Source organism: Massilia sp. TWR1-2-2, assembly GCF_049897565.1.
Taxonomy (GTDB): domain Bacteria; phylum Pseudomonadota; class Gammaproteobacteria; order Burkholderiales; family Burkholderiaceae_D; genus JAFCUW01.
In genome coordinates, this window is sequence record NZ_JAFCWM010000032.1 from 1 (window position 1) to 25879 (window position 25879).

Sequence of the window (25879 nt, forward strand, 5' to 3'; positions counted from 1 at the left end):
GGGTAGAATTCATATCGGGCAAGGTGGTGTTCGTGTTGTAAATTGTGTTTCTCGATAACTCACATTTTATCAATCACTTACGGCATTCTTGCCCTTTTTTATGCAAAATTCAGGCTAGGCCGGCCGCGCGGCCTTGTAGGACGAGCGTTGGCGCCAGCGCGCGGCACCGGCCAGCGCCACCAGTCCCAGCCCCCACATCGCGTAGCTTGCCGGTTCGGGTATCGGCGCCGCAACGAAGAAGCCGCGTATTTCACCGGCCGGGAATGCGGTGGTGTGGATGTTGAAGTACGCTTCGCCACCACGGATGCCTTCGACCAGTTCGGATGCCGCCAGCGCCACGCTGCCGCCTGCCGCATCGATGAAGGCCGGGTTGTAGGTGCCGGGCGCGAGCAGATCGAACGTCATGTCGTCGCTGCCGCTGGCGACCCCGAGCGGGAAGTCGGGGAACGTCGGCACGGTCGTGGCGACGGGCGCGGTGCCTGGCGGCGGCGTGCAGCAATGGATGTGGGCAGCGGTTGTCGGCGTGGTCAGGCCGGTGAAGTCGACATGCAGGCGCATCTGGCTGTAGGTGTCGTTCAGGAGTACCGTTGCCACGCCGGTGCCAGGCGACGAATTCGGCGGTGCTTCGTTCGGGCCGCTCAGGGTGGTGCTGTGGTTGGTCACCTGCGAATGGGCAGCGCTGGCAAAGCCCAGCACAATCGTGGCGAGCAAGGGAGTCAGAATTTTACGCATGATGTCCTCGTTAGTGAGGCGAGCGGCGCTCGCGATATGGAGCAGCGAAACATGCATCGTGTCCACGTCGCCGGCTGGCGCATCGCAGGACACTTAATCGTTCGACTGCGCTGCGGCGTTCTCGTTCATCTTGTTTGTCTGCGGCCGACTTTCGTGGTCGCCGAGTGACCATGCGCGAGAAGCGGCAAATAGGGAGATAGCGCACCTCTATTGAACGGGAATCGGCGAAAGTGGCGGCGCTGGCAGACCAGCGTTACGGTGATTTTGTTGGCGTCGAAGCGGCCGGCATGGTGATCACGATAGGCGCAGGCTGCGCCCTGGAACCTTGCGAAGCAGCGTTAAAGATGGTGGCAATGCCAAAAATGGCCGCGAGCATTGTTCCGATGATTGTCAGGACGGTTGCCAAAGTCCATGTTTTGATTTCGGCATTCATCTTGTTCATGTCGACGCGGATTTCAGCGACGTCAGCCTTAAATTCGCTCCCTGGCGATGATCAGATTTGACGCGGCGAAGTTGGCGGTGCGACCCGTGCGGGCCGCACCGACGGCAATTACCGTTGCGGCATCGGATAGCTTGCCGGACTGACGTTGCCTTCCTTGTCGACGGCCTGCACACCAAAAAACACGTTGTCCTTCGACAGCGGCATGGTGACCGTGGTGACCTTGCCGACCAGCTGGCTGCCTTGCCATTGCGCAGCCGTGGTGTCGCGCCAGACGATGCGGTAGCCTGCCAGGTCCGGTTCGGCGTTGGCCTGCCAGGTCAGGTCGGTGTTGTTATCGAGCCGCGCGGTGCGGATCTTCACTTCCTGCGGCGCGGCCGGCGCCAGCGCCAGCGATGCCAGCGACGCCGCATTCACGCGCGCCACCTGCGCGATGTAGGCCGGATCGACGAACTCGGCCAGGTCGCCGTATTGCAGCGCGCCCTCCTTGCGGATGTTCTGGTGCTGGTGGTTGAAGTTTTCGGCCGGCTCGGTAAAGCGCAGCGCCGCGAAGCCGCGGTCGAGGAAGGGCGCATGGTCGCCGCCGCGCAGGTAGCGGTCGCGCCGGTTGACGATGGTGACCTTGAAGCCGTCGACGTAGCGCTCGCCGACGTCCTTGACGTGGCGCGCCAGCTGGCGTGTCGGCGTATCGTTTTCGCCGCCGGTGCCGATCAGCATGCGCAGGTGGTCGGGCATGTCCTTGACGGCCGGGATGCCTTCGGCGAACAGGCGCACCTGCGTGTTGTCGCGCTTGCCCGCTTCGTTATACGAACTGCCGATGATGTCGTTGGTGAACATGCCGGCGATATTCAGCTTTTTCTGCTTGGCTTTCTCGGCGAAGTCGGCGGCGCCGTACAGGCCCTGTTCTTCGGCGGCCACCGTCATGAACACCAGCGTTGCGTCGAACTTGTGGCGCGACATCACGCACGCCATCTCGATCACCGCGGCGGTGCCGGAGGCGTCGTCGTTGGCGCCCGGCGCGTCACCGACGGCATCGGCGTCGTCGCTGTTGCGCGAATCATAGTGGCCGCTGACGACGTACATGCGCTCGCGCGATTCGGCCTGGCTGCCGGGCAGCGTGGCGACGACGTTGACGATCTCGGTCGGGCGCGCGATGCGGCGGTCGATCGGATGCAGGTGGCTGTCGAACGCGACCTGCAGGCGGCCGGCGCCGCAGCGCTCGAATTCGGACTTGATCCAGCGCCGCGCCGCGCCGATGCCGCGCGTGTCGGAGACGGTGTCGGACATGGTGTGGCGGGTGCCGAAGCTGACCAGCTTGTCGACGTAGGCCTGGATGCGCTGCGGGGAAATGTCGCGCACGATGGCGTCGATCTGCGCCTGGCGCGCGGCGACCGGCTCGGCGGCGCCGGCGGCGCCGGCGATGGCCAGCAACGCGGCCAGCAAGGTTTTCTGTGGAACGGTGTTGAACATTGACATCCTCGGTTGATCAGCTACAGGTATCGGTCGGGCGCCTGCCCGCTCGGGGCAGGCGCCGGCTTTCACTGCTTATTTATAAGTATAGCTCGCCGTCACGTAGACAAACCTTCCGCGCGGATCAGCGTAGCTGGCGTCGTAACCGCCGAGGAAGTTCGACGTCAGGTTGGTGTACGGCGGCGTGACGTTGGTCAGGTTCTTCACGCCGAGCGACACCTTGGCCGAGCGGATGCCGGAGTAGGCCAGCTGGGCGTCGAAGGTCTGGTAAGCGTCGACCTTGCGCGGGGTCGAGCCGGCCGGCGCCCGGTTGCCCAGCACGTCGACATAGCCCTTCTGGTAGTTCTGCGACAGCGACGCGGCGAACGGCCCGGTTTCGTAGCCGATGCTGGCGTTGTGCTTCCAGCGCAGCACCACGCCGCCGCCGGCGTTGAGCGCCGTGTCGAGCGCGGAGGTGTACCTGCCGTCCGGTCCCTGCACGTCGTACTTCGACAGGTAGGTGCCGCTCATGCGCACCATCAGGCGGTTGCCGGTGGCGGTGCGCCAGCCGTACTTGGCGTCGATGTCGACCCCGCCGAGCTGCGTCTTGAACAGGTTGGCGTTGGTCTGCAGGATGCTGGTGATCGGGCCGACGCCGCTGGCATTGCCGTCCGGCGCGCCGCGCAGGATGAACGCCGCGTATTGCCTGGCGCGGTCGGCGTTGGCCAGAAAGTAGTTCGACGACAGGCCGCCGACGACGATGGCGTCCTTCAGGTTGACGCGGAAGGCGTCGAGACTGATCGACAGTTCGCGGATCGGCTCGATCAGGATGCCGGCCGTGTACGACAGCGATTTTTCCGGTTGCAGATTCGGATTGCCGCCGGTGACGGTGCTGAACTGGAAGTTGCAGTCGCCCGGCGCGCCGGTGGCCAGGTTCGGGCAACGTATCGGGTCGCGCGTACCGTTGCCGGTGATGCCGTTTGCCTGCGAGGTGTACAGGTCGGTCAGCGACGGCGCGCGGAAGCCGCTGCCCACCGACGAGCGGAACAGGAAGGTGTTGGTCGGCTGCCAGCGGATCGATGCCTTCGGATTGACGGTGTCGCCGACGCCCTGGTAGTTGTCGTAGCGGGCGGCGACGTCGAGGTCGAGCTTGCGCGCCAGCGGCACGCTCACTTCGGCGTAGGCCGACGTCACGCGGCGCGAGCCGGTGACCGGAAAGGCGTTGCCGCCAAGGCCGGCGATGTCGCCGGTCTGGATCGCCACCGACGGGTTGTAGTTGAACTTTTCCTGGCGCAGCTCGGCGCCCAGCGCCAGCGCAACGGCGCCGTTCGCCATCTTGAACAACTCGCGCGAGCCCTTCACGTCGAGCGAAGTGGTGGAGGTCTTGGTGGTGTAGCTGGTGCCGCGGAATTCTGCCGCCGCGGCAGCGGCCAGCGCGGTCTTGTCGACGGTTTCGCCGAACGGGTTGATCACGCCGCTGTTTAGAATCGGCAGCACTTTCGAGTACTGGGCGTAACCGACCAGCAGCTCCTCGTTGACGCGGCTTTCGCTGTACAGCAGCGCCGAGTCGAGGTCCCAGTTCATCCAGCTGCCGCGCACGCCCGTCATGAAGCGCGCGCTTTCGGCGTTGTCGCGGGTCTGGCGCGGCCCGTTGGCGACGTCGCGGTAGTTCAGCAGCAGCGGCATGCCGGCCATCGCGTTGTCGGCGGCAAACTGTTTCGGATAGTACGGGCTGGTCGGCACCAGCACGAAGCCGCCCAGCGCCGACGCCGGCCGCGTGGCCAGCGCCGGGTATTGCGCGATCAGCAGCTTGTAGGCCGGCACGTACGGATTGGTGGCGGTGGTGATGGCGTTGTAGGCGATCGGCACCTGCTGCGTGGTCGAGGTGACCTTGTTGTTTGTGTAGCTCGTTTCGAAGTAGGCTTCGGCATTCGGCGACAGCGTCAGGCGGCCGTTGGCCATCACGCTGGCCTTGAGCTGCTCGGGCTGCAGCGAGACGAACGGGCTGTTGTCGAAGCTGCAGCGGGTCGGCGCGAATGGCGACACTTGCGACACCGGCCCGCAGTTCGGCAGCGCCGGGTTTTTCAGGATGCCGCTGTTGTACAAGGTGACGTTGGCGGGGAAGGTAATCGACGACAGTACCTCGTTGTTCTGCGCGACGTTGATGCGCTTGGCGAACGGGCGGTCGATGCCGAAAATCGGATCGATCTTCTGCACGTTGGCGCCGAAGGTGAGGTTGTAGCCATTCTCGGCCAGGTTGCCGAAGCCGGCGAACAGGCTCGCCTTCTTGTCCTTGCCATGCCCGCCCGCGCTCGGCTGGCCATAGGTGGCCGACACTTCGACGCCGTTGAAATCCTTGCGCAGGATGAAGTTGACGACGCCGGCGATGGCGTCGCTGCCGTACACGGCCGAGGCGCCGTCCTTGAGCACCTCGACGCGTTCGATGGCCGACAGCGGGATGCTGTTGATGTCGACCGACGAGCCGGCCGCGCCGGCCGAGCCGCCGCCGTACACCGACACGCGGCGCCCGTTGACCAGCACCAGCGTGCGTCCGCCGCCGAGGCCGCGCAGCGAGACGGTGGCGATGTTGCCGCCGCCGTAGCCCTGGGCATTCGCCACCGTGGTCGAGCTGCCTGAGCTGCTGAGCGAACTGAGGCTCTTGACCAGCTCCTCGGTCGAGGCCGCGCCGATGCGCTCGATGTCCTCGCGCTTGAGGATCTGCACCGGCAGCGCCGTTTCGCCGTCGATGCGCTTGATCGACGAACCGGTGACGACGACGCGTTCCATCTTCTGGCCGGCGCCGTCGGCCTGGGCGGCGGCCGGCGCCGGCAGGACGATCCAGGCGCCAAGCGTGGCGGCAACCATCATCACGGATGGCTTCAACTTGAAAGCAGGGGTAGACATGCGGAAATACTCCTCAGGGTGCGTTTGGAAAGCGGCTAAGGTGGCGGCGTGGGGAGCTGTTTATGCAGGGTGCATAAAAAATGCGATGGGTCACAGTCTTTTGAACAGGCGCTCACTCTTGGTATCAAGTAAATTATAACTTTGACACTGAGCAATATTTTGCTATATTCAAGCGTATGCGCAGCAAATATTGAAACGTTTATTCCAAAAACCGGAGTATTGCGACATGACTGGACCAACCGTCAAGCTCGACCGTATCGACCGGCAGATCCTCGGCGAGCTGCAGGCCGATGCGCGTCTGTCCAGCGCAGACCTGGCCGAGCGCGTGTCGCTGTCGGCGTCACCGTGCTGGCGCCGGGTCAAGCGGCTCGAGGCCGAAGGCGTCATCTGCGGCTACCAGGCGCGGCTCGATTCACGCAAGCTCGGCTACCAGGTGATGGCCTTCATCCACATCTCGCTCGACAAGAACCACACCCAGTACGTGCAGGAATTCGAGCAGGCGGTGATGGCGATCCCGCAGGTATTGGCGTGCCACCGCATTTCCGGGCGCTACGACCACCAGCTGATGGTGGTGGCCGAAGACCTCGAGGCCTACGGGTTGTTTGCCGAGAAGTTCATCAACGGCCTGCCGAGCGTGAAGGAGGTGTACACCTCGTTCGTGCTGAAGGAAGTGAAGGCGCCGGCCAATCCGCCGCTGCCCGGAAGCTGAGGGGCCAGGCGCGCGTAGCGGAGCGCCGTCCTCTTGTTGTTTCGTCTAGTATCGATCCGGTTCCCACCCATCTTAGTTTCGGCACCATGAAAAACGACCACCCTTCGGCGCTTTCGCCCGTTCCCAACAGCGACCCGACCGAGGCGGCCAAGGCAGCCGGGCTGCGCTACGTCACCGACGCCAAGCCCGGCATCACGCGCGAACGCGACGGCGAGCATTTCCGCTACCTCGACCCGCACGGCGAGGCCGTCACCGACGAGGCCACGCTGGCGCGCATCAAGTCGCTCGTCATTCCGCCGGCGTGGACCGATGTGTGGATTTGTGCGCAGGCGAACGGCCACCTGCAGGCGACCGGGCGCGACGCCAGGCAGCGCAAGCAGTACCGCTATCATCCGCGCTGGCGCAGCGTGCGCGACGAGGTCAAGTTCGAGCGCATGCTCAAGTTCGGCGAGGCGCTGCCGCAGATCCGCCGCACCGTCGATGCGGCCCTGTCGCTGCCTGGCCTGCCGCGCGAGAAGGTGCTCGCCACCATCGTGCACTTGCTGGAAGTGACGATGATGCGGATCGGCAACGAGGAATACGCGCGCACCAACAAGTCGTTCGGGCTGACGACCTTGCGCTCGCGCCACGTCAGGGTGGCCGGCAAGGAGGTCGAATTTCGCTTCCGCGGCAAGAGTGGCGTATTCCACACGATCAAGCTGGAAGACCGGCGCCTGGCGCGCATCATCGCGCGCACCCGCGAGCTGCCCGGGCAGGACCTGTTCCAGTACGTCGACGACGACGGCAACCAGCACACGGTCGGCTCGGCCGACGTTAACGACTACCTGCGCTCGATCACCGGCGAAGACTACACGGCGAAGGATTTCCGCACCTGGTCGGGCACCGTGCTGGCCGCGCTGGCGCTGCACGAATTCGAACAGTTCGATTCCGAGGCGCAGGCCAAGAAGAACATCGTGCGCGCCATCGAATCGGTCGCCGAAAAGCTGGGCAACACGCCGACCATCTGCCGCAAGTGCTACATCCACCCGGCCGTGCTCGACTCTTACCTCGACGGCAGCATCCTGGAAGCGCTGCGCGAACGCGCCGCCCGCGAGATGGTCGAGGACCTGCACGAGCTGTCGCCGGAAGAGGCGGCCGTGCTGGCGCTGCTGAACCAGCGGCTGCAGATGCCGGCGCCGGCGCTGCCAAAACGCACGCGCGCCAAGCGGCAGGCGGCGTAGCCGCGACCGACCGCCGGTGCGCGCGCCGGTTCCGGCGAATTTGCTGTTAAAACGCCAACGTCGGCTGTGCATTCGGAGTAATCTGGCGCTTCGTCCAAATTATCCGAGGAGAACAACATGAACGCAGCAGTCAAGCCGATCCCTGAAGGAATGCACTCGGTCACGCCGCACCTGGTGTGCGCCGGCGCCGCCGACGCGATCGAGTTCTACAAGAAGGCGTTCGGCGCCGTCGAAGGCGGTCGCATGCCTGGGCCGGGCGGCAAGGTCATGCACGCGCAGATCATGATCGGCGATTCGCATGTGATGCTGGCCGACGACTTTCCCGACTATGGTTCGGTTGGGCCGAAGGCGCTGGGTGGCACGCCGGTCACGCTGCACCTGTATGTGCCGAACGCCGACGAAGTATTCCAGCGAGCGCTCGATGCGGGCGCCACCGTCAAGATGCCGATCTGCGACGCATTCTGGGGCGACCGCTACGGCATCCTGACCGATCCGTTCGGCCATTCGTGGTCCGTCGCCACGCACATGAAGGACATGACGCCGGAAGAGATGGAGGCGGCTGGCAAGCAGGCGATGGGCTGATCCGGCAGGGGCCCGGCACCGCGCCGGGCTCGATTGACAAGCGGTCCGGCGAGGACAATCATATGATCATGGACCAAAACAACGAACGGACATCCGCATTGGAAGCAGGCATGTCGGTCTTGAAATCGGATGTGGCGATTTTGAAGACCGACGTGGCTGAATTGAAAGCGGACGTTTCAACATTGAGGACGGACGTGGGAACACTGAAGACCGACGTGGCAGTACTTAAAGTCGACGTGGCCGAATTAAAATCAGATGTCTCTGCGTTGAAGATCGACGTTGCGAAATTGAAGATCGACGTGGCGGTCATTCTGTCCAATTATGTGACCAAGGCGGACCTGCTTCAGCTCAGGACCGATTTTGCGCAGCTGGAATCGAAAATGTTGAAGTGGTACATCGGTAGCTTCTTCGCGATGGCCGGCGTAGTGATCGGCGCCGCGCGGTTCATACGCTAAACGGCCAGTTCAGCGCGCCGTTGCAGGCAGGGCGGCCGGCATCCGAAAACTGAACGTGGTGGCGTCGGCGGTCGACGTCACCTCCATCGCGCCGTGATGCGAGCGGGCAATTTCGTTGACGATATACAGCCCAAGGCCGAGGCCGCCCGACGCGCCGCTGTTGTCTCCGCGCCAGAACGGCTGGAACAGGGCCGCCAACGTCGCCGGTGCCATTAGCGCACCGCCGTTGGTCACCGGCAAGAACAGCGTCGACCAGGCTGGAGATGCGCCGGCCGCTGCGCGCGATCCGTTCGACCACGGCGAGCGCTTCTCGTAGAGCCCCATGTGGCGCAGCAGCGCGGTGCCGGTCAGCATCGAAGGCACCGCGCTGACCGATTGCACCGATGCGATGTCGGTGGAGATGGATGATTTCATCAAGCGTGCAATTAACAAGATAGGCTTAAATCTTACGCGGATTCGGACGATCCTGTTGCACTGAATCGCCGCAGGCCGGTGATACAATTCCCGTCCGCAAAAAAGACCCGTTCAGCAGATGCAGCAATCTTCCAGCTCGACGTTTTCCGGCCGATGCCGATGACCAGTTTGCGCCGCCACCCGGTGGCCTGGCCGCTGGCCGCGGCGCTGCTGCTGGCGCTTAGCTGGGCGGCGCTGGCGCCGCTGCGCTACGTCAACCACGACCAGCTGCTCGAAATCGAACAGGGCACGGCGGCGCGCCGGCGCAACGGCGACCAGGCGTTGATGCTGCCTTCGGCGATCCGGCTCACGCTCGGCGTGCAGGACGTGCTGCTGCTGCGCAACCGCGACACGATGGGCCACGCGTTCGGCCCGGTGCTGCTCGAACCCGGCCAGGATTTCAGGCTGCCGTTCGAGCAGGCCGGCGACTACGCATTTGCCAGCAGCGCGCACGGCGGGCGCCAGGTAGTGGTGACGGTGGTGTCGCTGCCGGACCCGGGCTGGCAGCGGCTGCGCTGGCGCCTGGCCGCGCTGATGCACGCGGTGCGCTACCTGAAACTGCAGCCGCCGGCGGCACGCTAGCGCCGATCGTGCGCCGGCCCGGCGCGCGATTCTGTCATGATGGATGCATGACGCCGATTTCGATTCCCCTGTTCCCGCTTGCGGCTGTATTGTTTCCCGAAGGCGTGCTGCCGTTGCAGGTGTTCGAGGTGCGCTACCTCGAGATGATGCGCAAGTGCATCGCCCATGACGATCCGTTCGGCGTCGTCATGCTCACCGAGGGGCAGGAGGTGCGCTCGCCCGAAGCGGTGGAAAAGTTCGCCGCGGCCGGCACCTTGGCGACGGTGGACGACAGCAGCACGCCGTCGCCCGGGCTGTTGCAGGTGGTGTGCCGCGGCGGCGCGCGGTTCCGGGTGCTGTCGTCGGAGCGGCGCCGCAACGGCTTGTGGATGGGCGAAGTGGAACTGCTGGCAGGCGACTTGCCGGTGCCGATTCCGTCCGAACTGCAAGGCGCGGCGGACGCGCTGAACCGCGTGCTCGGTTCGCTTGGCGACGTGCCAGAACACCGCTGGCCGGTGCGACCGCCGTTCCGGCTCGACGACTGCGGCTGGGTATCGAACCGCTGGTGCGAGCTGCTGCCGCTGACGCTGGCGCAAAAGTACGGCATGCTCATGCTCGACAATCCGCTGATCCGGCTCGAATTGATGCACGACCTGCTCGACGAGCATGGATTGATCACGTCGTAGCCATGGCCGCCCGGCACCGATTGGAAAGCTGGCCGGCCCGGTGATAAACTATTCGATCGGACCGTTTAGCGAGGACCGCACCATGAGATTTTCCGATGAGACCCTGATCGCCTTTGCCGACGGCGCGCTCGATGAGCCGACCCGCCGCGCGGTCGAGCGCGCGATGCGCACCGATCCGGCGCTGGCGGCCAAGGTCAAGCAGCACCTGGCGATGCGCGACGAAGTGTTTCGCGCGTTCGCGCGCACCTTGCACGAGCCGGCCGCGCCGCCGCGGCTGCACACGGTGACGACCTCGGCGAAGGTGGTGCATCTCGACAGCGTGCGGGCGCCGCGCAAGGACGTGGCCGAGCCCGAGTCCGAGCGCAGCTGGTCGTGGCGCGAATGGGGCGCGTTTGGCGCCGCGCTGGCGGCCGGCGTGCTGGCCGGCGCAATCGGACTGGCCAGCGTGCAAGATGAAATTCAGCTGGCCACCGCAGTCGACGAGGGCGGCATGCTGACCGCCCGCGGCAAGCTCGACACGGCCTTGTCGCGCCAGTACGCCAGTGGGCCGCGCAGCGCCGCCGGCATCAAGGTCGGCATCAGCTTCCTCGGGCGCGACGGCCAGTATTGCCGCACGTTCAGCATTGGCGCTGCCGCCGGGCTGGCCTGCCGCAGCGGCGACGAGTGGAAAATTCCCGTGCTGGCCGAAGGCAGCGGCGGCGCCATGCCGGCTGCCGTGATGACGGCCGTCGATGCGCGCGCGGTCGGCCCTGCGCTCGACGCGAAGGGCGAGGTGGCCGCCATCCAGCGCGGCTGGACGCGCTGACCGCAGCGGCCGCAGGGTCGCAGGGGTCGCAGGGGCCGCAGGGGTCGCAGGGGCCGCAGGGGTCGCAGGGGTCTGACCCGGTGTTGCTTTTATGGGTCAGACCCCGGAGTCGCGGCCGCCAACACAACCGGGGTCCGACCCTAATGCCCGGGGTCAGACCCTTTGGAAGCAAAATCGGGTCTGACCCCTAGGCCTGTTCGCGCAGCAGGTCTGCGGCGCCGGCCGGCAGCATCGCCCGGTTGCGCCCGGCCTGCTTGGCGCGGTACAGCGCGCGGTCGGCCGTCAGCAGCAGCAGCTCGGCATTGTTGTCGTCGGCCGGCGCCACCGCCGCCACGCCGATGCTGATCGTCACCACGCCGTACGGCGAGCGCGCATGCGGCAGCGCCAGCCGTTCGAGCTCGCGGCAGATCCCCTGCGCCAGCGCCAGCGCTTCGGCTTCGCTGGTCGCCGGCGCCAGCAGCGCGAACTCTTCGCCGCCGTAGCGCGCCACCATGTCGCCGGTGCGCCGGCCGAACGTTTCGATCACGCCGGCCACCGCGCGCAGGCACTGGTCGCCCGACTGGTGGCCATAGAAATCGTTGTAGCTCTTGAAGTGGTCGACGTCGAGCATCGCCAGCGCCAGCGTGTGCCCACCGCGCCGCGCGCGCCGCCACTCGGCCGCCAGCGCCTCGTCGAAACCGCGGCGGTTGGTGATGCCGGTCAGCGAATCGGTCGACGACAAGGTGGCCAGCTTGGCGTTGCTCTCTTCGAGTTCGCCGGTGCGCTCGGCCACCAGCGCCTGCAGCTGCTTCTGGCGCCGCGTCAGGCTGCGCACTCGCGCCCGGTAGGCCATCGCCAGCATGCCGATTGCCAGCAGCGCGCACAACAGGCGAAACCACCAGGTCTGCCAGAACGGCGGCAGGATGTCGATTGCCACGCGGGCCGGCTGCGCGCTCCACAAGCCCTGTTCGTTGGCGGCCTTGACCTCGAAGGTGTAGCGGCCCGGGTCGAGGTTGGTGTAGGTGGCGGTGCGGTGGTTCGAATCGGACATGACCCAGTCGCGGTCAAAACCGATCAGCCGATGGGCGTAGGTGTTGCGCAGCGGGTCGGTGTAGTGCAGCGCCGAAAATTCGAGCGAAAACACCGATTCGCGCGCCGACAGCGTGATGTCGGTCGGCGCCGTCACCGTGCCGCCGAGCTGCACATCCGGGCTGCGCGCGCCTTCGGCCAGCGATCGGTTGAACACGCTGATGTCGGTGATGGCCACGCGCGGCGCCACCGACACCGAGCGCACCTTGTCGGGATGGACGCCCGTCATGCCCTTGACGCCGCTAAAGTACAGCACGCCGTCGGGCGCGGCATACGAGGCGCCGCTGGCGAAGCCGCCCGACAGGCCGTCCGAGCTGGAAAAGCGGCTGACCGCGCCGTTGGCCGGATCGAGCCGCAGCAGGCCGTCGGCGGTCGACATCCACAGCATGCCGGCGCGGTCGCTGCGCATCGCCAGGATCTTGACGGCGCCGACGCTGCCCTTGCCGTTGTAGTGGCGGAAGCTGACGGCGCCGTCGGCGGCGGTGATCACCTGGTCGAGGCCCTTGGCGGTGCCGACCCAGACGCGGCCCTGCGGATCCTCGAGCAGCGACGACACGTTGTCGTCGGCCAGCGAGGCCGGGTTGGCGCCGTCGTGGCGGAAGTGGCGGAACTTGCCGCTGGCGGTGTCGAGCAGGTCGAGGCCGCCGCCGCTCCAGTCCGAGCCCATCCAGACACGTCCGCGCTTGTCCTCGACGATGCTGGTGGTGCCGGTGACGCTGCGGCTGTGCGGGTCGGCCGCGTCGGTCGGATACGTCGTCGAGGTGCCGCTGGCGATGTCGTAGCGGATCACGTGCAGGCCGGTGCCGAGCCACAGCTTGCCGCCGGCGCCGGGCGCGATGACGTTGATGAAGTTGCTGGCGACGTCGCCAAACAGGATGCGCTGGAACGGGCCATCGACCTTGTCGAGCCGGTTCAGGCCGGCCGAGGTGCCGACCCACAGCGGGCCGCCGCTTTGCTGGTGCAGCGAGTAGACGACGTCGTGGGAAAGGCCGCCGGCGCGCCTGGGCTCGCCGCGCCAGGTCCTCAGCACGGCGCCGCTGGCCGGGTCGAACAGCGAGAAGCCGGTATTGCTGCCGAGCCAGAGGCGGCCGTCCGGCGCGCCTTCGACGTTCTGCACCGAGTTGTTCGGCACGATGTTGTCGAGCGCGGCGTCGAACGGGATGAAGCGCGAGAAGCCCTGGCTGTTCAGGTTGACGAGGCTGATGCCATCGGTAAACGACGCCACCCACAGCATGCCGCCGCGGTCCTGCATGACGGCGCGGATATGGTCCGATTGCAGGCTGTGCGGGTCGTTGGCGCGGTGCACGTAGCGCACCGCCTCGTCGCTGCCCTTGTCCCAGCGCAGCAGGCCGCCGGCGAGCATGCCGGCCCAGACGGCGCCATGGCTGTCGCCGTACAGCGCGTTGACGCGCAGCGGCGGCGATTCGATGCGCCGGCGCTCCGACCACGGCTTGCTGCTGTCCCACTTGACGACGCCCGTTTCGGTGCCGATCCACAAGGTGCGATCGGCATCGTAATACAGCGCGCGCACGATGTTGAGCTTGTCGTCGGGCGACTGCGCCGAGTCGACCCGGTAGTGGACGAATTTTTTCGCCCCCGGCGCCAGGTAGTCGATGCCGCCTGGCCAGGTGCTGGCCCACAGGCCGCCGCCGGCGTCGAGCGCCAGCGCGTTCAGGTCGTTGCTGGCCAGGCTGTCCGGATCGGCCTTGTCGTGGGCGTAGCGCACCACCTTGCCGCTGGCGCTGTCGACATGCTGCAGGCCGCCCCAGGTGGCCACCCACATGCCGGCGCCGCCATCGCTGATGATCGCTTTGACGATGCGCTGGCTGGACGGGCCCGGCGGCAGCGCCAGGCGCACGAAGGCGCCGTTGTGCGGATCGAAGCGGGCCATGCCGTCCTGGGTGCCGGCCCAGATGCGGCCCTGCTTGTCTTCGAACAGCGCCGAGACGCGGTCGTTCGGCAGGCTGCGCGCGTCGCGCGGATCGTGGGTGTACTTGACCGCCTGGTAGCCGTTGTAGCGGTACAAGCCGCCGCTGTGGGTGCCGATCCAGATGAAGCCCTGGCGGTCCTGCAGCATCGACAGGATTGACAGGTCGTCGGCGTCGAGCGAGCCGAGGCGCTTGAAGCGCAGGTCGGACGTGGGCGTGGCGCCGGCGACGGCGACGCACAGTAACAGCCAGCAAATCAGGAGCAGGCGCAGCATTCGGAAGCGGTACAGGGGGAGCATCGGGAATCCATCAAAAGCGGCCCCGGCCGCGGCGCCGGTTGCATTGTAACTACAGCAACTGAACTGTGAAGCTTTTGATGCTCTATGTCAACGTATTTGCAGCGATGCGACTGGCAACGTTGCATGGAAGATACGATTTCGTCGCGTCGCAGGATCCATGGGCAGACCCGGTTTGGTTTTAGCGTCTGACCCCGGTTTGAGTTGGCGCCAGCACACCGGGGTCAGACCCCCAACGGAAAAACCGGGGTCTGACCCCTCGGCTACTTCGGTCGCGCGAGCGCATGCGCCATATACAGCGCCATCAATTTAGGGTATCGTGTATGGCCTGTAAAAGCATCGACGACAAGCCGCGTGCCCGCCGCTGCCGGTGCCGCCCCGCAATTGCGGCGCAGCCCCCTTGTCATCCGAGCCGCCGCCGCCGCGCGGCGATGGGCGCGCATTGCGCGCCGGCCGGCGTTTAGCCATGAATCTCCTGAAGAAAGCAGGCGCCCGGTGCGCCAAATAACCTGATGCCTGAAATCGACGTAAACGACCCACTTGCTTCACCCGCCGCCGAGCAGCCGGTGCCGCGCTTCGACCAGTTCGGCCTGTCGCCGGAAATCCTGCGCGCGCTGACCGACCAGGGCTATGTCCACCCAACGCCGATCCAGGCGCAAGCAATCCCGATCGTGCTGCAAGGGCGCGACGTGATGGGCGCGGCGCAAACCGGCACCGGCAAGACGGCCGGCTTCTCGCTGCCGATCATCCAGCTGCTGCTGGCCCACGCCAGCGCCTCGATGTCGCCGGCGCGCCACCCGGTGCGCGCGCTGATCCTGACGCCAACGCGCGAACTGGCGGTGCAGGTGGCCGAAAACGTCAAGGCCTACGCCCAGTACACGCCGCTGCGCTCGACCGTCGTGTTCGGCGGCATGGACATGAAGCCGCAGACCGTGATCCTGCGCGGCGGCGTCGAAATCGTCATCGCCACGCCAGGCCGCCTGCTCGACCACGTCGAGCAAAAGAATGTCTCGCTCGGCCAGGTGCAGATGCTCGTCATGGACGAGGCCGACCGCATGCTCGACATGGGCTTCCTGCCGGACTTGCAGCGCATCATCAACATGCTGCCGAAGCAGCGCCAGAACCTGATGTTCTCGGCCACGTTCTCGCCGGAAATCAAGAAGCTGGCCAACAGCTTCCTGAACGACCCGGTCGTCATCGAAGTGGCGCGCAGCAACCAGACCGCCGACAAGGTCACCCAGGTGGTCTACAAGGTGGCCGAGTCGAACAAGGTCGAAGTCGTCGAGTTCCTCATCCGCGGGCGCGACCTGAAGCAAGTGCTGGTGTTTTCCAACACCAAGATCGGCGCCTCGCGCCTGTCGCGCCACCTCGAGCAAAGCGGCATCAAGGCCACCGCCATCCACGGCGACAAGACCCAGCAGGAACGCATGGCCGCGCTCGAAGCGTTCAAGAAGGGCGAGATCGACGTGCTGGTCGCAACCGACGTCGCCGCCCGCGGCCTCGACATTTCCGATCTGCCGTGCGTGATCAACTACGACCTGCCGTACAACGCCGAAGACTACGTGCACCGGATCGGCCGCACCGGCCGCGCCGGCGCGTCGGGCGACGCCATCTCGGTGTATTCCGACAAGGACGAGCGCTTGCTGGTCGATATCGAAAAGCTGATCAAGCAGACCATCGTGCGCGGCGAGCTGGCCGGCTTCACGCCGTCGTCGTCCTCTTACTCGTCGTCGCCGCGTTCGCGCGACAGCGGCGCGCCGGCCGCGCCATCGGAGCGCCGTACCCGCCGCCCGGAAGGCGAATCGGCGCCGCGCCTGGCTGAACGCCCCGCCCGCAGCAGCGGCCCGGCGCCGCGCCGCGACAAAGTCGATCCGTGGTTCCTCAAGCCGTACGAGCCGGCCACGCCGGCCGTCAAGGCGCCCGAGGCGTCGGCCAATCCGTCGATCAAGCCGGCCAAGCAGAAGGTCGCTGCCTTGCTGGGCGGCGGACCGAAGGCGTAACCGGCAGAGTCTGCTTTTGTCAATGGCGCGTCGAAGTGGACGCGCTTTTTTTATGCGCTCCGACCGTGTGGCCGGGCCGGCATTCACGAAGGCTGCCGCCGTCAAGTAAAATGGCGGCACGCATGAAAAATATGCAATGATTAACGTTGGCGAATTGCCTCTTAAAACCTCGCGCGAATAAAAAGATACTCGATGAACAGCAGGCTCGAATTTGAAAAATCATTAAGCGGCAAACGCATTTTGGTGACCGGCAGCACCGGCTTTACTGGCGGCTGGGCCTGCCTGTGGCTCCATTCGATCGGCGCTGTCGTTTCCGGCTTTTCCCTCGAGCCGGAAACCACGCCTGCTCTGTTCGATGCGCTCGGCATCGCTGCCGACTTCTCCACCGTCATCGGCGACATCTGCGACTACGACGCGATCCGCCAGGCGGTGGAAGATTTTCAGCCGGACCTGATCTTGCACCTGGCGGCACAGCCGCTGGTGCGCCGCTCATACCGCGAGCCGCTGTCGACGTTTGCCGTCAATGCCCAGGGCACCGCGCACGTGCTCGAAGCGGCGCGCCACGTCAAGAGCGTGCGAGGCGTGCTGTGCATTACCACCGACAAGGTCTACAAGAACAACGAGTGGGAATGGGCCTATCGCGAAAACGATCCGCTCGGCGGCAAGGATCCGTACAGCGCCTCGAAGGCGGCGGCCGAAATGGTGATCCAGAGTTACGCGGCCTCATATCCCTGGTCCGAAGGCAAGGGCCCGGCGATCGCGATTGCCCGCGGCGGCAACATCATCGGCGGCGGCGACTGGTCCGAAGACCGCCTGATTCCCGACTTCGTGCGCGCGCTGATCGACGGCCAGCCGATGACATTGCGCTATCCCGACGCCACGCGTCCGTGGCAGCACGTGCTGGCGCTGGTGCACGGCTATCTGTTGCTGCTGGCCGGACTTGAGTCGGACCACCCGGGCCGCTACGCGCGCGCCTGGAACCTCGGCCCGCAGGACCTGAAATCGCACTCGGTGCGCGATGTGCTTGAACTGATGAGCTCGCACTGGCAGCGCCCGCAGCTCGACTACATGGATAATCCGCTGCCGGAAGCGGGTGCCCTTGCGCTCGACAGTTCACTGGCGCGCAACAAGCTCGGCTGGATGCAGGTGTGGGACACGGAGCAGGTCGTCGAGCAGACCGCCGCCTGGTACCGCGACTATTACAACGATCCGGCAGCCGCGCGCGAGATCACGCTGCGCCAGATCAACGCCTGGCGTGAAGGCATCGAACAATGAAGTTCGTTGTCGGCGGCCGCGGCCGCCTCGGCCAGGCGATCGCGCGCCAGTATGACGGCAACCAGCTGCAGTGCCTGCAGCGCCCCGTCTATGACGGCTGGGCCGATGCGGGCGGCGCCGACGCCGCCGCGCGCTTTTTCGCGCCGTGGGCCGGCAGCGGCGCCACCGTGTTCGTAACGTCGGGCCTGCTCGACCCGAAGCTGGCGCCGGCCGATCACCGGAGGGTCAATGTCCAGCTGCCGCTCAACATCATCGCCGGCGCCAGCGCGCACGGCATAGGTGTCGTCACCTTCGGCACCGTGATGGAGAGCCTGCTGGCGCGCCACAATCCGTATATCGAAAGCAAGGCGGCGCTGGGTCGCCATGTCGCCGAACTGGCCGCGGCCGGCGGCAACGTCGCCCACATTCGCGTCCATACCTTGTTTGGCGCCGGCGAGCCTAGCCCGTTCATGTTCCTCGGGCAGATCCTGACGTCGCTGCGCCAGTGTACCCCGTTTAACATGACGCTCGGCAAGCAACTGCGCGAATACCACCACGTCGACGACGAGGCCGCCGCGATCCGGGCGTTCGACGCGGCCGGCGTACGCGGCGTCACTGACCTGAGCAATGGCGAGGCGGTCAGCCTGCGCGAGCTGGCCACTACCGTGTTCGCGCAGTGCAGCGCGGCCGACCTGTTGCACGTCGGCGCGCTGGCCGAGCCGCTCGAAGAAAACTACAGCACCGTGTTTGCGCGCCATCGGCTGCTCGGTGCGCAGGCCTACCGGCCGGCCTTGCCGGCGATCGTCGCCTACCTTAAGGCGTGCCTCGCGCAGCCGAAGCCCGAATGACTCCCACCTCCGCAGCCAGCATGACGCCAGTAAACAAAAAGCCCCTGATCTCGATCTCCATCCCGGTCCTCAACGAATCGGGCAACATCGACGCGCTGTACGCCAGGCTCGAAGCGCTGGGCCAGCGGATGGCCGAGAAGTGCGACCTGGAGTTCGTTTTTTCCGACAACCATTCCGACGACGACACCTGGGCGCTGCTGTCCGAACTGGCCGCGCGCGACCCGCGCGTGCGCGCCATCCGCTTTTCCAAGAACTTCGGTTTCCAGCGCTCGATCCTGGCGAACTACCTGCACACGCGCGGCGACGCGGTGATGCAGATCGATGCCGACTTGCAGGATCCGCCGGAACTGCTCGAGGCGTTCTTCGACCTGTGGCAGCAGGGCTACGAAGTGGTCTACGGTATCCGCCGCAAGCGCCCGGAAGCGTGGCTGCTGAAGAACTTCCGCCGTCTCGGCTACTGGGTGATCGACAAGATCAGCGAGCACCCGATCCCGCGCGACGTCGGCGACTTCCGCCTGATCGACCGCAAGGTGATCGACACGCTGGCGAAGATGCGCAATTCGAGCCCCTACCTGCGCGGCATGATCGCCGGCCTGGGCTTTAACCAGACCGGCGTCGCCTACGACCGCGATGCGCGCATTGCCGGCGAGAGCAAGTTCAACGTGGCGCGCCTGGTCAAGCTCGGCCTGACGGCGGTGTTCAATCACTCGGTGGTACCGCTGCGCGCGGCGTCCTTCCTCGGCTTGTCGATCCTGCTCATGAGCGTGATCGGCGCGGTTTATTACCTGGTGCTGCGCCTGCTGCATCCGGAGTTGCCACGCGGGCTGGCCAGCATACACATCCTGGTGTTGTTCGGCATTGGACTGAATTCCTTTTTCCTCGGCATCATCGGCGAATACCTGCTGCGCATCTACCTGGTGGTGCGCGCCGAGCCGATCGCGATCGTCCAGCAAAGCCTCAATTTTTCTTCGCCTGAACTCAAACTTTAATAGGAAGCGCACATGAAAGCAGTGATACTTGCCGGCGGGTTGGGCACACGTATTTCGGAGGAATCCGACACCAAGCCGAAGCCGATGGTCGAAGTGGGCGGCAAGCCTTTGCTCTGGCATATCATGAAGAACTATGCCCATCACGGCATCAACGATTTCGTCATCTGCCTCGGCTACAAGGGCTACGTCATTAAGGAGTTCTTCTTCAACTACTACCGCCACCTGTCGGACATGACGATCGACCTGCGCACCGGCGAGCACACCATTCTCAACAGCCAGTCGGAAGACTGGCGCATCACGCTGGTCGACACCGGCGCCGACACGATGACTGGCGGGCGCCTCAAGCGCGTGGCTCAGCACCTTGACAACGAGACGTTTTGCATGACGTACGGCGACGGCCTGTCCGACATCGACATCAGCGCCGAACTGGCGTTTCACCGCCAGCACGGCAAGCTGGCCACGGTGGCCGCGGTGCAGCCGCCGGGACGCTTCGGCGTGCTCAACATCGACGGCCGGCACGCCGTGTCGAGCTTCGAAGAAAAGCCGAGCGACGAAATCGGCTGGATCAACGGCGGCTTCTTCGTGCTCGAGCGCGCCGCGATCGACTACATCGCCGACGACAGCACATCGTGGGAGCGCGCGCCGCTGGCCAACCTGGCCAAGGACGGTGAAATGGCGGCCTTCCAGCACACCGGCTTCTGGCAACCGTGCGACACGCTGCGCGACAAGCGCGAGCTCGAGGCGCTCTGGGCCCAGGGCAACGCGCCGTGGCGCGTCTGGGACCGCGCCTAAGCGCCTGCGGCGCCCACCGGCGCCTGCCACCTGCCACCCACCCGCCGGGGTCAGTGCCGACAATCGGACACGGGCCCGGCGGTGCCGCCGTCCACCACCGCGGGGTCAGTGCCGACAAACGGACACGGGCCCGACGGTATAGCCCCTTCAAGGATCAGTCCGTGTCCGATTGTCGGCACTGACCCCGCCGGTGGGAGCAAGGAAATCGAGTCGTGACAGTTCATTCGGTACCCACCATCTTCTGGATCACGCTTGCCGCGGTACCGGCGCTGATGTTCGTCGCCACCGTCATCGGCAGCGCCTGGACGGCGCTGCTGCCGCCCGGCCTGCGCGCGCGCGCACGCTTTTACCTGGCGCCGGCGCTGGGCCTGGCCACGCTGACGGTGCTTGCCACCGTCTGCGGTCGCTACGTTGCGCTGGGCCATCCCGCAATGCTGCCGCTGGCGCTGGCCGCGCTGTCGGCATACGGGCTGGCGCGCCGGCGCGCATTCGGCACCGCGCTGCGCCAGTCGGCCTGCAGCGGCGCCTTTGCGCTGGTGTGCGGCGCCGGCATTCTCGCGCCGCTGCTGGTGTACGGCGGCTTCAATACCGACAACGACACCTTCACCTACCTGGCCCACGCGCAGTGGCTGCAGCAGTATCCCTTCAGCCAGTCGGTCGACCCCGAGACCGTGACGCCGTTCGCCACCCAGATTTTGCTGTACCAGAAGGCCGGGTTCCGCATGGGCGGCTCCTACCTGCTGGCGCTGTTGCAGTCGCTGCTGCACTTGCGCTGGGCCTATGCCGCTTATCCGGTGCTCCTGATCTCGGCGATCGCCAGCTGCTGCCTCGGTATCGGCTTCGTGCTGGCGCGCCAGCTGCGCCCGATGCGGCGCAGCCGGCGCCTGCTGCTGCTGGCGCTGCCTGCATTCGGCCTTGGCGGCCTGACCTTCGGCGCCAGTTTCGGCTTCCTGCCGCAAACGCTCGGCATGGCGCTGGCCGCCTGCGCGCTGTTCCTGGCCGGCCCGCTGCTTGGCTGGGTCGCACAGAGTCGCCGCGGCGCAGCCGACGTGGCTGCAGCATCGGTGCCGGGCGGCGTGATGCTGGCCGGCGCCACGCTGGCGTATTCGGAACTTAGCCCGTTCGTCGGCTGCGCGCTGGTCGCCAGCGCCTTCGTGCTGGCACTGCAGCGCAAGGCGTGGCGCAACCTGCTGCTGCACGGCGCGGTGATGCTGGCCGTCGCCGTGCTGCTGCTCAACGTCGAAATGCTGCGGGTGGTGGCTGCCTTGCGCGCGCAGATGGGCGTGGTGGTCGGCGCGCCGGTCGACTGGCATCTGGTCGGCTTCCTTGCCCACGCGTTCGGCGTGCACGGCGGCGCCTGGGACGGCTTCCAGTGGGCAGCGAGTGGCGCGCGCACCGGCGCCTTCGCCGGCGGCTTGCTGCTGCTGGCGCTGGTGCTGGCGCCGGTCGCGCTTAATGCGCGCGCGCTGTGGCGCGCCAGCTTGAACGCCACGCTGCTGCCGGCGATGGCAATCCTTGCCGTATTCGGCGCCGCCACGCTGTACTTCCGCTATGGCGTGGCGTCGCCGTTCCCGACCGGCACCGGACAAAGCTGGAGTCAGTCGAAACTGGCCGATTGGGCGTTTCCGTTTGCGATTGTACTGACCCTGTTTTCGATCGCGCGCCTGTACCGGCGCGACGCGGCGCGGGTCGGCGCGGCCGTGGTGCTGCTGTTCGCCATTGGCCTGGCCAGCAGCGTCGGTCTGTCTCTTGGGCGAATGTCGCATTTCATGCAAGGCTACGCCGGTATTCACGACATGGAGCGCTTCTATCGCGACCTGCGCGGCGCCGTGCTGGAAGCTTGTCCGCCGCAGGCGCCGGTGCACCTGGCGCTCAACGGCAACTTCAGCAAGTTCCGCCAGATGGCCGCGCTGTACTTGCACGACCGCGCGCTGACGTCGGACTGGCGCGACGATAATTACCTCGACTGGATTGGCCCTGCGCGGCGCAATCGGCCAGCAGCTTCGGGCAGTTGCGTCATCGGGCCGGGCGCAAATGCCACCGCGACGCCCGGTGCGCGCATGGTAGGGCCGTTCCAGGTGGCGCTGGCGCGCCCGGATGCGATCGTGCTTGGCGCCGTCAGCGGTGCGCACCACCGCGAAACCGATGGCCGGAACTGGTGGTACTGGGTCGAGGGAGCGGCGCGCTTTGCGGTTGCGACCGATGCGGCGCCGGACGGTCAGAAGAAGACGCGTCTGCGCTTCGAGTACCTGACGCGCGGCCCGCAGGTGCTGACCTTACGCGTGGTGCGGCGCGACGGCACGGCCCAGCAGATCGAGTTGAAGGGCGACGGCCAGTCGATGGCGGCATTCGATCAGGTGGTCGACGCCGCGCCGACGGCGCTGGCGGAGCTGGCGTTCAGCACCGACGGCAGGGCTACGGCGTTGGCGCCGGCTGACCCGCGCCTGGGCGCTTGGCTGATCCGCAACATCGAGCTGACTGCCGTCGCGCCGTAAGGAGCCGTTTTATTTGAATTCGAGCGCGCGCAGCGCCAGGCCAAGCTTGCGCTGGTCGCCGCTCAGGCCCAGCTCCTGCGGAGAGCGCGCATCCGGCAGCGTCAGGCGGATCTCGACCTGTTCGCCGACAGTGCCTGTCAGCGGTACAGTGATTTTCTTCGGCTCGGCCGCATCGAAAACAAAGGTCATTGGCGCGGCGCCATTGACGCTGACGATGGCGCGCTGCGAGGCGACTTTATTGAGGAAGGCGGCAGCGTCGATTTCGATATGCGACGGCGCCTTACCGGCGATCAGCGGCACCGGGCAGGACATGCTCGCTTCCATGGCAATCGTCCAGGTGCTGTACTGCTCGCGATCGCCGAAGCCTTGCAGCGTGCAGGCGCCTGGCTGCGGTCCGCCAAACTCGATGCGGGTGCGTTGTACGCCCATTCGGCGTTCCAGGCAGCGCCCATCCATCACGGCGATGCCCTGCGCCGGCGGCGCGCGGCGGCAATCCTGCTTGTCCATGTAACTGCCTTCGGACGTCACGATCGATCCCACCATCGTCCAGTCGATGAGGGCGCGGTTTGTCAGGATACTGGCGGCATTGGCCGAGCGCGGCGTCTGGAACAGGGCGATCGACATCATGTAGGCAAGATGCGGCGGCAGGCGCTGGACGCCGGCGACATACGTAAACCGGCCCGGATGGGCAGGAATCAGCAGGTCGCGGCGCAGGATCAGCTGCTGCTCGAGGCTCGCCAGCTCGGAGATGTCGATGATCTTGACGGCCGGCGCGATGGCCACGTGGAAGGCGAACGCCGTCAGCGCCGATGGCAGCAGCCAGGCATGCACGATAGCCGCAACGCCGTTGCCGCCGGCGGCGGCAGGCAGGCGCAAGGCGCGCACGAACAGCACCGGCAGCAGCGCCAACTCGAGCAGGACGACGCTATTGAGGGCGGCGACATATTTCTTGATCGCGTATTCGGAGCCGAAACCGAATTTCCATGCCAGCGCCTGCAGCAGGCACAGGCCCGATACGGCCAGGCCATAGGATCCGACGTATTTCAGCGCGAGCAGCGCGCGGTTGTTCTCGCGCCGCTCCAGCACCAGCCAGCGCCAGACGATGGCGCCCGACAGCGCCGTAATCAACACGCTGTAATTGAGTACCGCCTTGACGCTGCCCAAGTGGTTGGTAAACATGGCGCCGTTGTTGATGCTGATCGAGGACATCGCGCGAAACGCCGGATGGGTAGCCAGCAGCACCAGTGCGGCCAGCAGCAGCGCCCCCGCCAGCACGCCGGCGACGGGGAAGCCGGTGCGGCGCTGGCGCCACAGCTGCAACAGATCGAGCGTGACGAGCACGCCCATCACGCACAGCAGCTCGAGCGCCGGCATCAGGTGAATGCTGGTGGCCAGCCAGACGGCGCCGGCCAGCAGCACGTTGCGCAGCCAGCTCGGATGGCCCGCTGCGTCCAGCGTCATGCAGGCGGCGATGACGGCCATCACGAAGCCCTGCGCGGCCAGCTGCGAGAAGAAGAAATTGCCGGCCACCTCGTCGCCATGCACTTGCATCTGCAGCGTCGACAAATTCAGCATCATCAGGGCGGCCAGCATCAGGGCGGTGGCAATGGCGGCGGCGCGCGGCAGCGTCTGCACGATCCAGGCGACGGCGGCCCAGAACAGCAACAGCGACAGCACCGTCACTATCTGCAGGCCCAGCAAGGGCGAGCCAGCCAACCGGCCGAGAATCGCCGCCGTCTGGTGGGCCAGGCGCGGATAGACGTTCATTTCGCCCAGGCTCGGATCGAGCGCGTGCGGCAGCGTCCACAAGTCTGACAGGCGCACCACCAGCGCGTAGTGATGGGCCAGGTCGACCGAGGTCGCCCACATCGTATCCATGTTCATCATCAGCAGCACCAGTACGCTGATGGCGAGCAGGGCGAGGCGCGCCGAAGCAGGGATCGCGGGTGGGACGGGGCGAGACTGGGTCATCGAGGACACACTTTACTGTGGAAGGGGTTGAAGGCGGACGGCACCAATCTTGCGCGACCAGAGTACGGCGCGGCGGTCGATGTGGCGTTCGAACACCACCGCCGCAACGAACGTGAGGCCGACGCCGGCCACCAGCGACAGCAGCACCGCCAACGCGTACGACGCCGGTGCCAGCGATGCAAACACCAAGCAGCCGACCGTGAGCAGGATTGGGAAATGCAGCAGGTAGACGCTGAACGACAGCTTGCCGAGCCACTGCGCCGGCGCGCAGGAAAAGACACGCCGCAGTGGTGCGCTCAGCACCGCGCCGATGAACATCAGCGCCGCGCCGGCCTGGCTTTGCCAGTGAAAGTCGCTCTGCGCGCTGGCCACGCCGAGCGCGCGCGCGGCGGCGTCGACCGCGGCCAGCGCCGCGTTGTCCTTGGCCACGCACACCGTCACGCCGAGAACGAACAGCAGCGCGCCGCTCCAGCTGGCGAGCCGGCCGCGCGCGCTCAGCAGCGCGTGCTGCTGGGTGTAGAGGAAGAAGCCGAGCACGAACAGCGAAAAATGACTGGTGCCGAGCACCACGGCGAGCACCGCGCAGCCGCACCAGAACGGCAAAGCGGGCATCCGCCGGTACGCCAGCGCCAGCGCCAGTACCAGCATCGAGCCCCAGAATTCAGCGTGCAGCGTCCATGTCGGCGCGTTGATGGCATCGCCCATCGGCGCCGGCGCCAGCACGCCCGGTGCGCCGGCGAAGATCGACGAGCCCTGGTAGCCAATGAGCATCGAATTGAGCAGACCGTCGCGCAGCAGCGCCGCGCCGGACAGATCGTTGCGGCCGAGCGCGGCGAGCCAGTCGGAGCCGGCATACTTCAGCGCCGCCGCGCGCGCCTGCGGCAGCGCGGCGAACAGCAGCACGCCAATGGCGAAGGCGGCGGCCACAGGCAGGAACAGGCGCAACAGGCGTTTGGTGGCCAACACGGGGAAAGCGCGCGGCGCGCGCAGGAACGAGCCGGCCAGCACGAAGCCGCTCATGACGAAGAACAGGTAGACCGCTGAGTAGCCATCGATCAGGGCGAACAACGGCGAGCGCGCCAGCTCTTGCTCGGACTCGAAATGGCCGGCGCCGCCGACCCGCGCCAGCACCGGCAACAGCGCCGCGCAATAATGCAGCAGCACCACCTGGCAAGCGGCGATGCCGCGCATGCCTTCGATGAAAGCCAGCTTCGGCGGCGAAGTCGCGGTCATTGAAGGCGCT

The 25879-nt window shown here is 66.2% G+C and carries 21 protein-coding genes; 13 read left to right on the forward strand and 8 right to left on the reverse strand.

From position 1 onward, the window contains the following. Positions 1 to 114 precede the first annotated feature (114 nt). The 4 genes from ACP7DD_RS22465 to ACP7DD_RS22480 all read right to left on the reverse strand — a co-directional run bounded on the left by ACP7DD_RS22465 (position 115) and on the right by ACP7DD_RS22480 (position 5524). Positions 115 to 732 (reverse strand): CHRD domain-containing protein, encoded by a 618-nt coding sequence (locus ACP7DD_RS22465; RefSeq protein ID WP_426177061.1) that lies wholly within the window; start codon positions 730 to 732, stop codon positions 115 to 117. A 253-nt stretch (positions 733 to 985) separates the two neighbouring features. Then, positions 986 to 1174: a hypothetical protein gene (locus ACP7DD_RS22470; RefSeq protein ID WP_426177062.1), complete on the reverse strand. Its 189-nt coding sequence runs from the start codon at positions 1172 to 1174 to the stop codon at positions 986 to 988. A 108-nt stretch (positions 1175 to 1282) separates the two neighbouring features. Next, positions 1283 to 2641, reverse strand: a complete 1359-nt coding sequence (locus ACP7DD_RS22475) for a M20/M25/M40 family metallo-hydrolase (protein WP_426177063.1) — start codon at positions 2639 to 2641, stop codon at positions 1283 to 1285. Between the two features lie 75 nt (positions 2642 to 2716). Beyond that, complete coding sequence (locus ACP7DD_RS22480; RefSeq protein ID WP_426177064.1) at positions 2717 to 5524, reverse strand: TonB-dependent receptor; 2808 nt, start codon at positions 5522 to 5524, stop codon at positions 2717 to 2719. A 226-nt stretch (positions 5525 to 5750) separates the two neighbouring features. Between ACP7DD_RS22480 and ACP7DD_RS22485 the strand changes: the two genes are divergently transcribed. The 4 genes from ACP7DD_RS22485 (at position 5751) to ACP7DD_RS22500 (ending at position 8490) form a co-directional block, all read left to right on the forward strand. Next, positions 5751 to 6233, forward strand: coding sequence for an Lrp/AsnC family transcriptional regulator (locus tag ACP7DD_RS22485; protein ID WP_426177065.1), 483 nt, complete (start codon positions 5751 to 5753; stop codon positions 6231 to 6233). Positions 6234 to 6319: 86 nt separating this feature from the next. Next, positions 6320 to 7453 carry a DNA topoisomerase IB gene (locus ACP7DD_RS22490; RefSeq protein ID WP_426177067.1) on the forward strand — a complete coding sequence of 378 codons (1134 nt, stop codon included), beginning with the start codon at positions 6320 to 6322 and terminating at the stop codon, positions 7451 to 7453. Positions 7454 to 7570: 117 nt separating this feature from the next. After that, positions 7571 to 8035, forward strand: coding sequence for a VOC family protein (locus ACP7DD_RS22495; RefSeq protein ID WP_426177069.1), 465 nt, complete (start codon positions 7571 to 7573; stop codon positions 8033 to 8035). A 62-nt stretch (positions 8036 to 8097) separates the two neighbouring features. Beyond that, on the forward strand, positions 8098 to 8490 hold the full coding sequence (locus tag ACP7DD_RS22500; protein ID WP_426177071.1) for a hypothetical protein: 393 nt from the start codon (positions 8098 to 8100) through the stop codon (positions 8488 to 8490). A gap of 9 nt (positions 8491 to 8499) precedes the next feature. On the opposite strand, the gene ACP7DD_RS22505 is transcribed toward ACP7DD_RS22500, so the two are convergent. Beyond that, positions 8500 to 8904: an ATP-binding protein gene (locus ACP7DD_RS22505; protein WP_426177073.1), complete on the reverse strand. Its 405-nt coding sequence runs from the start codon at positions 8902 to 8904 to the stop codon at positions 8500 to 8502. 159 nt (positions 8905 to 9063) lie between these two features. On the opposite strand from ACP7DD_RS22505, the gene ACP7DD_RS22510 reads away from it, so the two are divergent. From ACP7DD_RS22510 to ACP7DD_RS22520, 3 genes are all read left to right on the forward strand, one after another. Beyond that, positions 9064 to 9525: a hypothetical protein gene (locus ACP7DD_RS22510; protein WP_426177074.1), complete on the forward strand. Its 462-nt coding sequence runs from the start codon at positions 9064 to 9066 to the stop codon at positions 9523 to 9525. A 47-nt stretch (positions 9526 to 9572) separates the two neighbouring features. Beyond that, entirely contained in the window at positions 9573 to 10190 is a 618-nt protein-coding gene (locus tag ACP7DD_RS22515; protein WP_426177076.1) for an LON peptidase substrate-binding domain-containing protein, read from the forward strand. 82 nt (positions 10191 to 10272) lie between these two features. Next, positions 10273 to 10995 carry an anti-sigma factor family protein gene (locus ACP7DD_RS22520; RefSeq protein WP_426177077.1) on the forward strand — a complete coding sequence of 241 codons (723 nt, stop codon included), beginning with the start codon at positions 10273 to 10275 and terminating at the stop codon, positions 10993 to 10995. A gap of 187 nt (positions 10996 to 11182) precedes the next feature. On the opposite strand, the gene ACP7DD_RS22525 is transcribed toward ACP7DD_RS22520, so the two are convergent. Further along, the gene (locus ACP7DD_RS22525; protein WP_426177078.1) at positions 11183 to 14290 is read right to left on the reverse strand and encodes a ligand-binding sensor domain-containing diguanylate cyclase; all 3108 of its coding nucleotides are present in this window, start codon (positions 14288 to 14290) and stop codon (positions 11183 to 11185) included. A 509-nt stretch (positions 14291 to 14799) separates the two neighbouring features. On the opposite strand from ACP7DD_RS22525, the gene ACP7DD_RS22530 reads away from it, so the two are divergent. The 6 genes from ACP7DD_RS22530 to ACP7DD_RS22555 all read left to right on the forward strand — a co-directional run bounded on the left by ACP7DD_RS22530 (position 14800) and on the right by ACP7DD_RS22555 (position 22665). Next, on the forward strand, positions 14800 to 16287 hold the full coding sequence (locus ACP7DD_RS22530) for a DEAD/DEAH box helicase (protein WP_426177079.1): 1488 nt from the start codon (positions 14800 to 14802) through the stop codon (positions 16285 to 16287). A 192-nt stretch (positions 16288 to 16479) separates the two neighbouring features. Continuing rightward, positions 16480 to 17562, forward strand: coding sequence for a CDP-glucose 4,6-dehydratase (gene rfbG / locus ACP7DD_RS22535; RefSeq protein WP_426177081.1), 1083 nt, complete (start codon positions 16480 to 16482; stop codon positions 17560 to 17562). Next, positions 17559 to 18389, forward strand: a complete 831-nt coding sequence (locus tag ACP7DD_RS22540; protein WP_426177083.1) for an NAD-dependent epimerase/dehydratase family protein — start codon at positions 17559 to 17561, stop codon at positions 18387 to 18389. Before rfbG ends, ACP7DD_RS22540 begins: the two co-directional genes overlap by 4 nt. A gap of 20 nt (positions 18390 to 18409) precedes the next feature. Next, positions 18410 to 19378: a glycosyltransferase family 2 protein gene (locus tag ACP7DD_RS22545; protein WP_426177085.1), complete on the forward strand. Its 969-nt coding sequence runs from the start codon at positions 18410 to 18412 to the stop codon at positions 19376 to 19378. A 12-nt stretch (positions 19379 to 19390) separates the two neighbouring features. Then, on the forward strand, positions 19391 to 20170 hold the full coding sequence (gene rfbF, locus ACP7DD_RS22550; protein ID WP_426177087.1) for a glucose-1-phosphate cytidylyltransferase: 780 nt from the start codon (positions 19391 to 19393) through the stop codon (positions 20168 to 20170). 212 nt (positions 20171 to 20382) lie between these two features. Then, positions 20383 to 22665 carry a hypothetical protein gene (locus tag ACP7DD_RS22555; RefSeq protein WP_426177089.1) on the forward strand — a complete coding sequence of 761 codons (2283 nt, stop codon included), beginning with the start codon at positions 20383 to 20385 and terminating at the stop codon, positions 22663 to 22665. Between the two features lie 9 nt (positions 22666 to 22674). Here ACP7DD_RS22555 and ACP7DD_RS22560 read toward each other — a convergent pair whose 3' ends face one another. Both ACP7DD_RS22560 and ACP7DD_RS22565 read right to left on the reverse strand, forming a co-directional pair. Beyond that, complete coding sequence (locus tag ACP7DD_RS22560; protein WP_426177091.1) at positions 22675 to 24636, reverse strand: hypothetical protein; 1962 nt, start codon at positions 24634 to 24636, stop codon at positions 22675 to 22677. A 12-nt stretch (positions 24637 to 24648) separates the two neighbouring features. Next, a complete protein-coding gene (locus ACP7DD_RS22565; RefSeq protein ID WP_426177093.1) occupies positions 24649 to 25869 on the reverse strand; it encodes an acyltransferase family protein in 1221 nt (406 codons plus the stop codon). Positions 25870 to 25879: the final 10 nt, after the last annotated feature.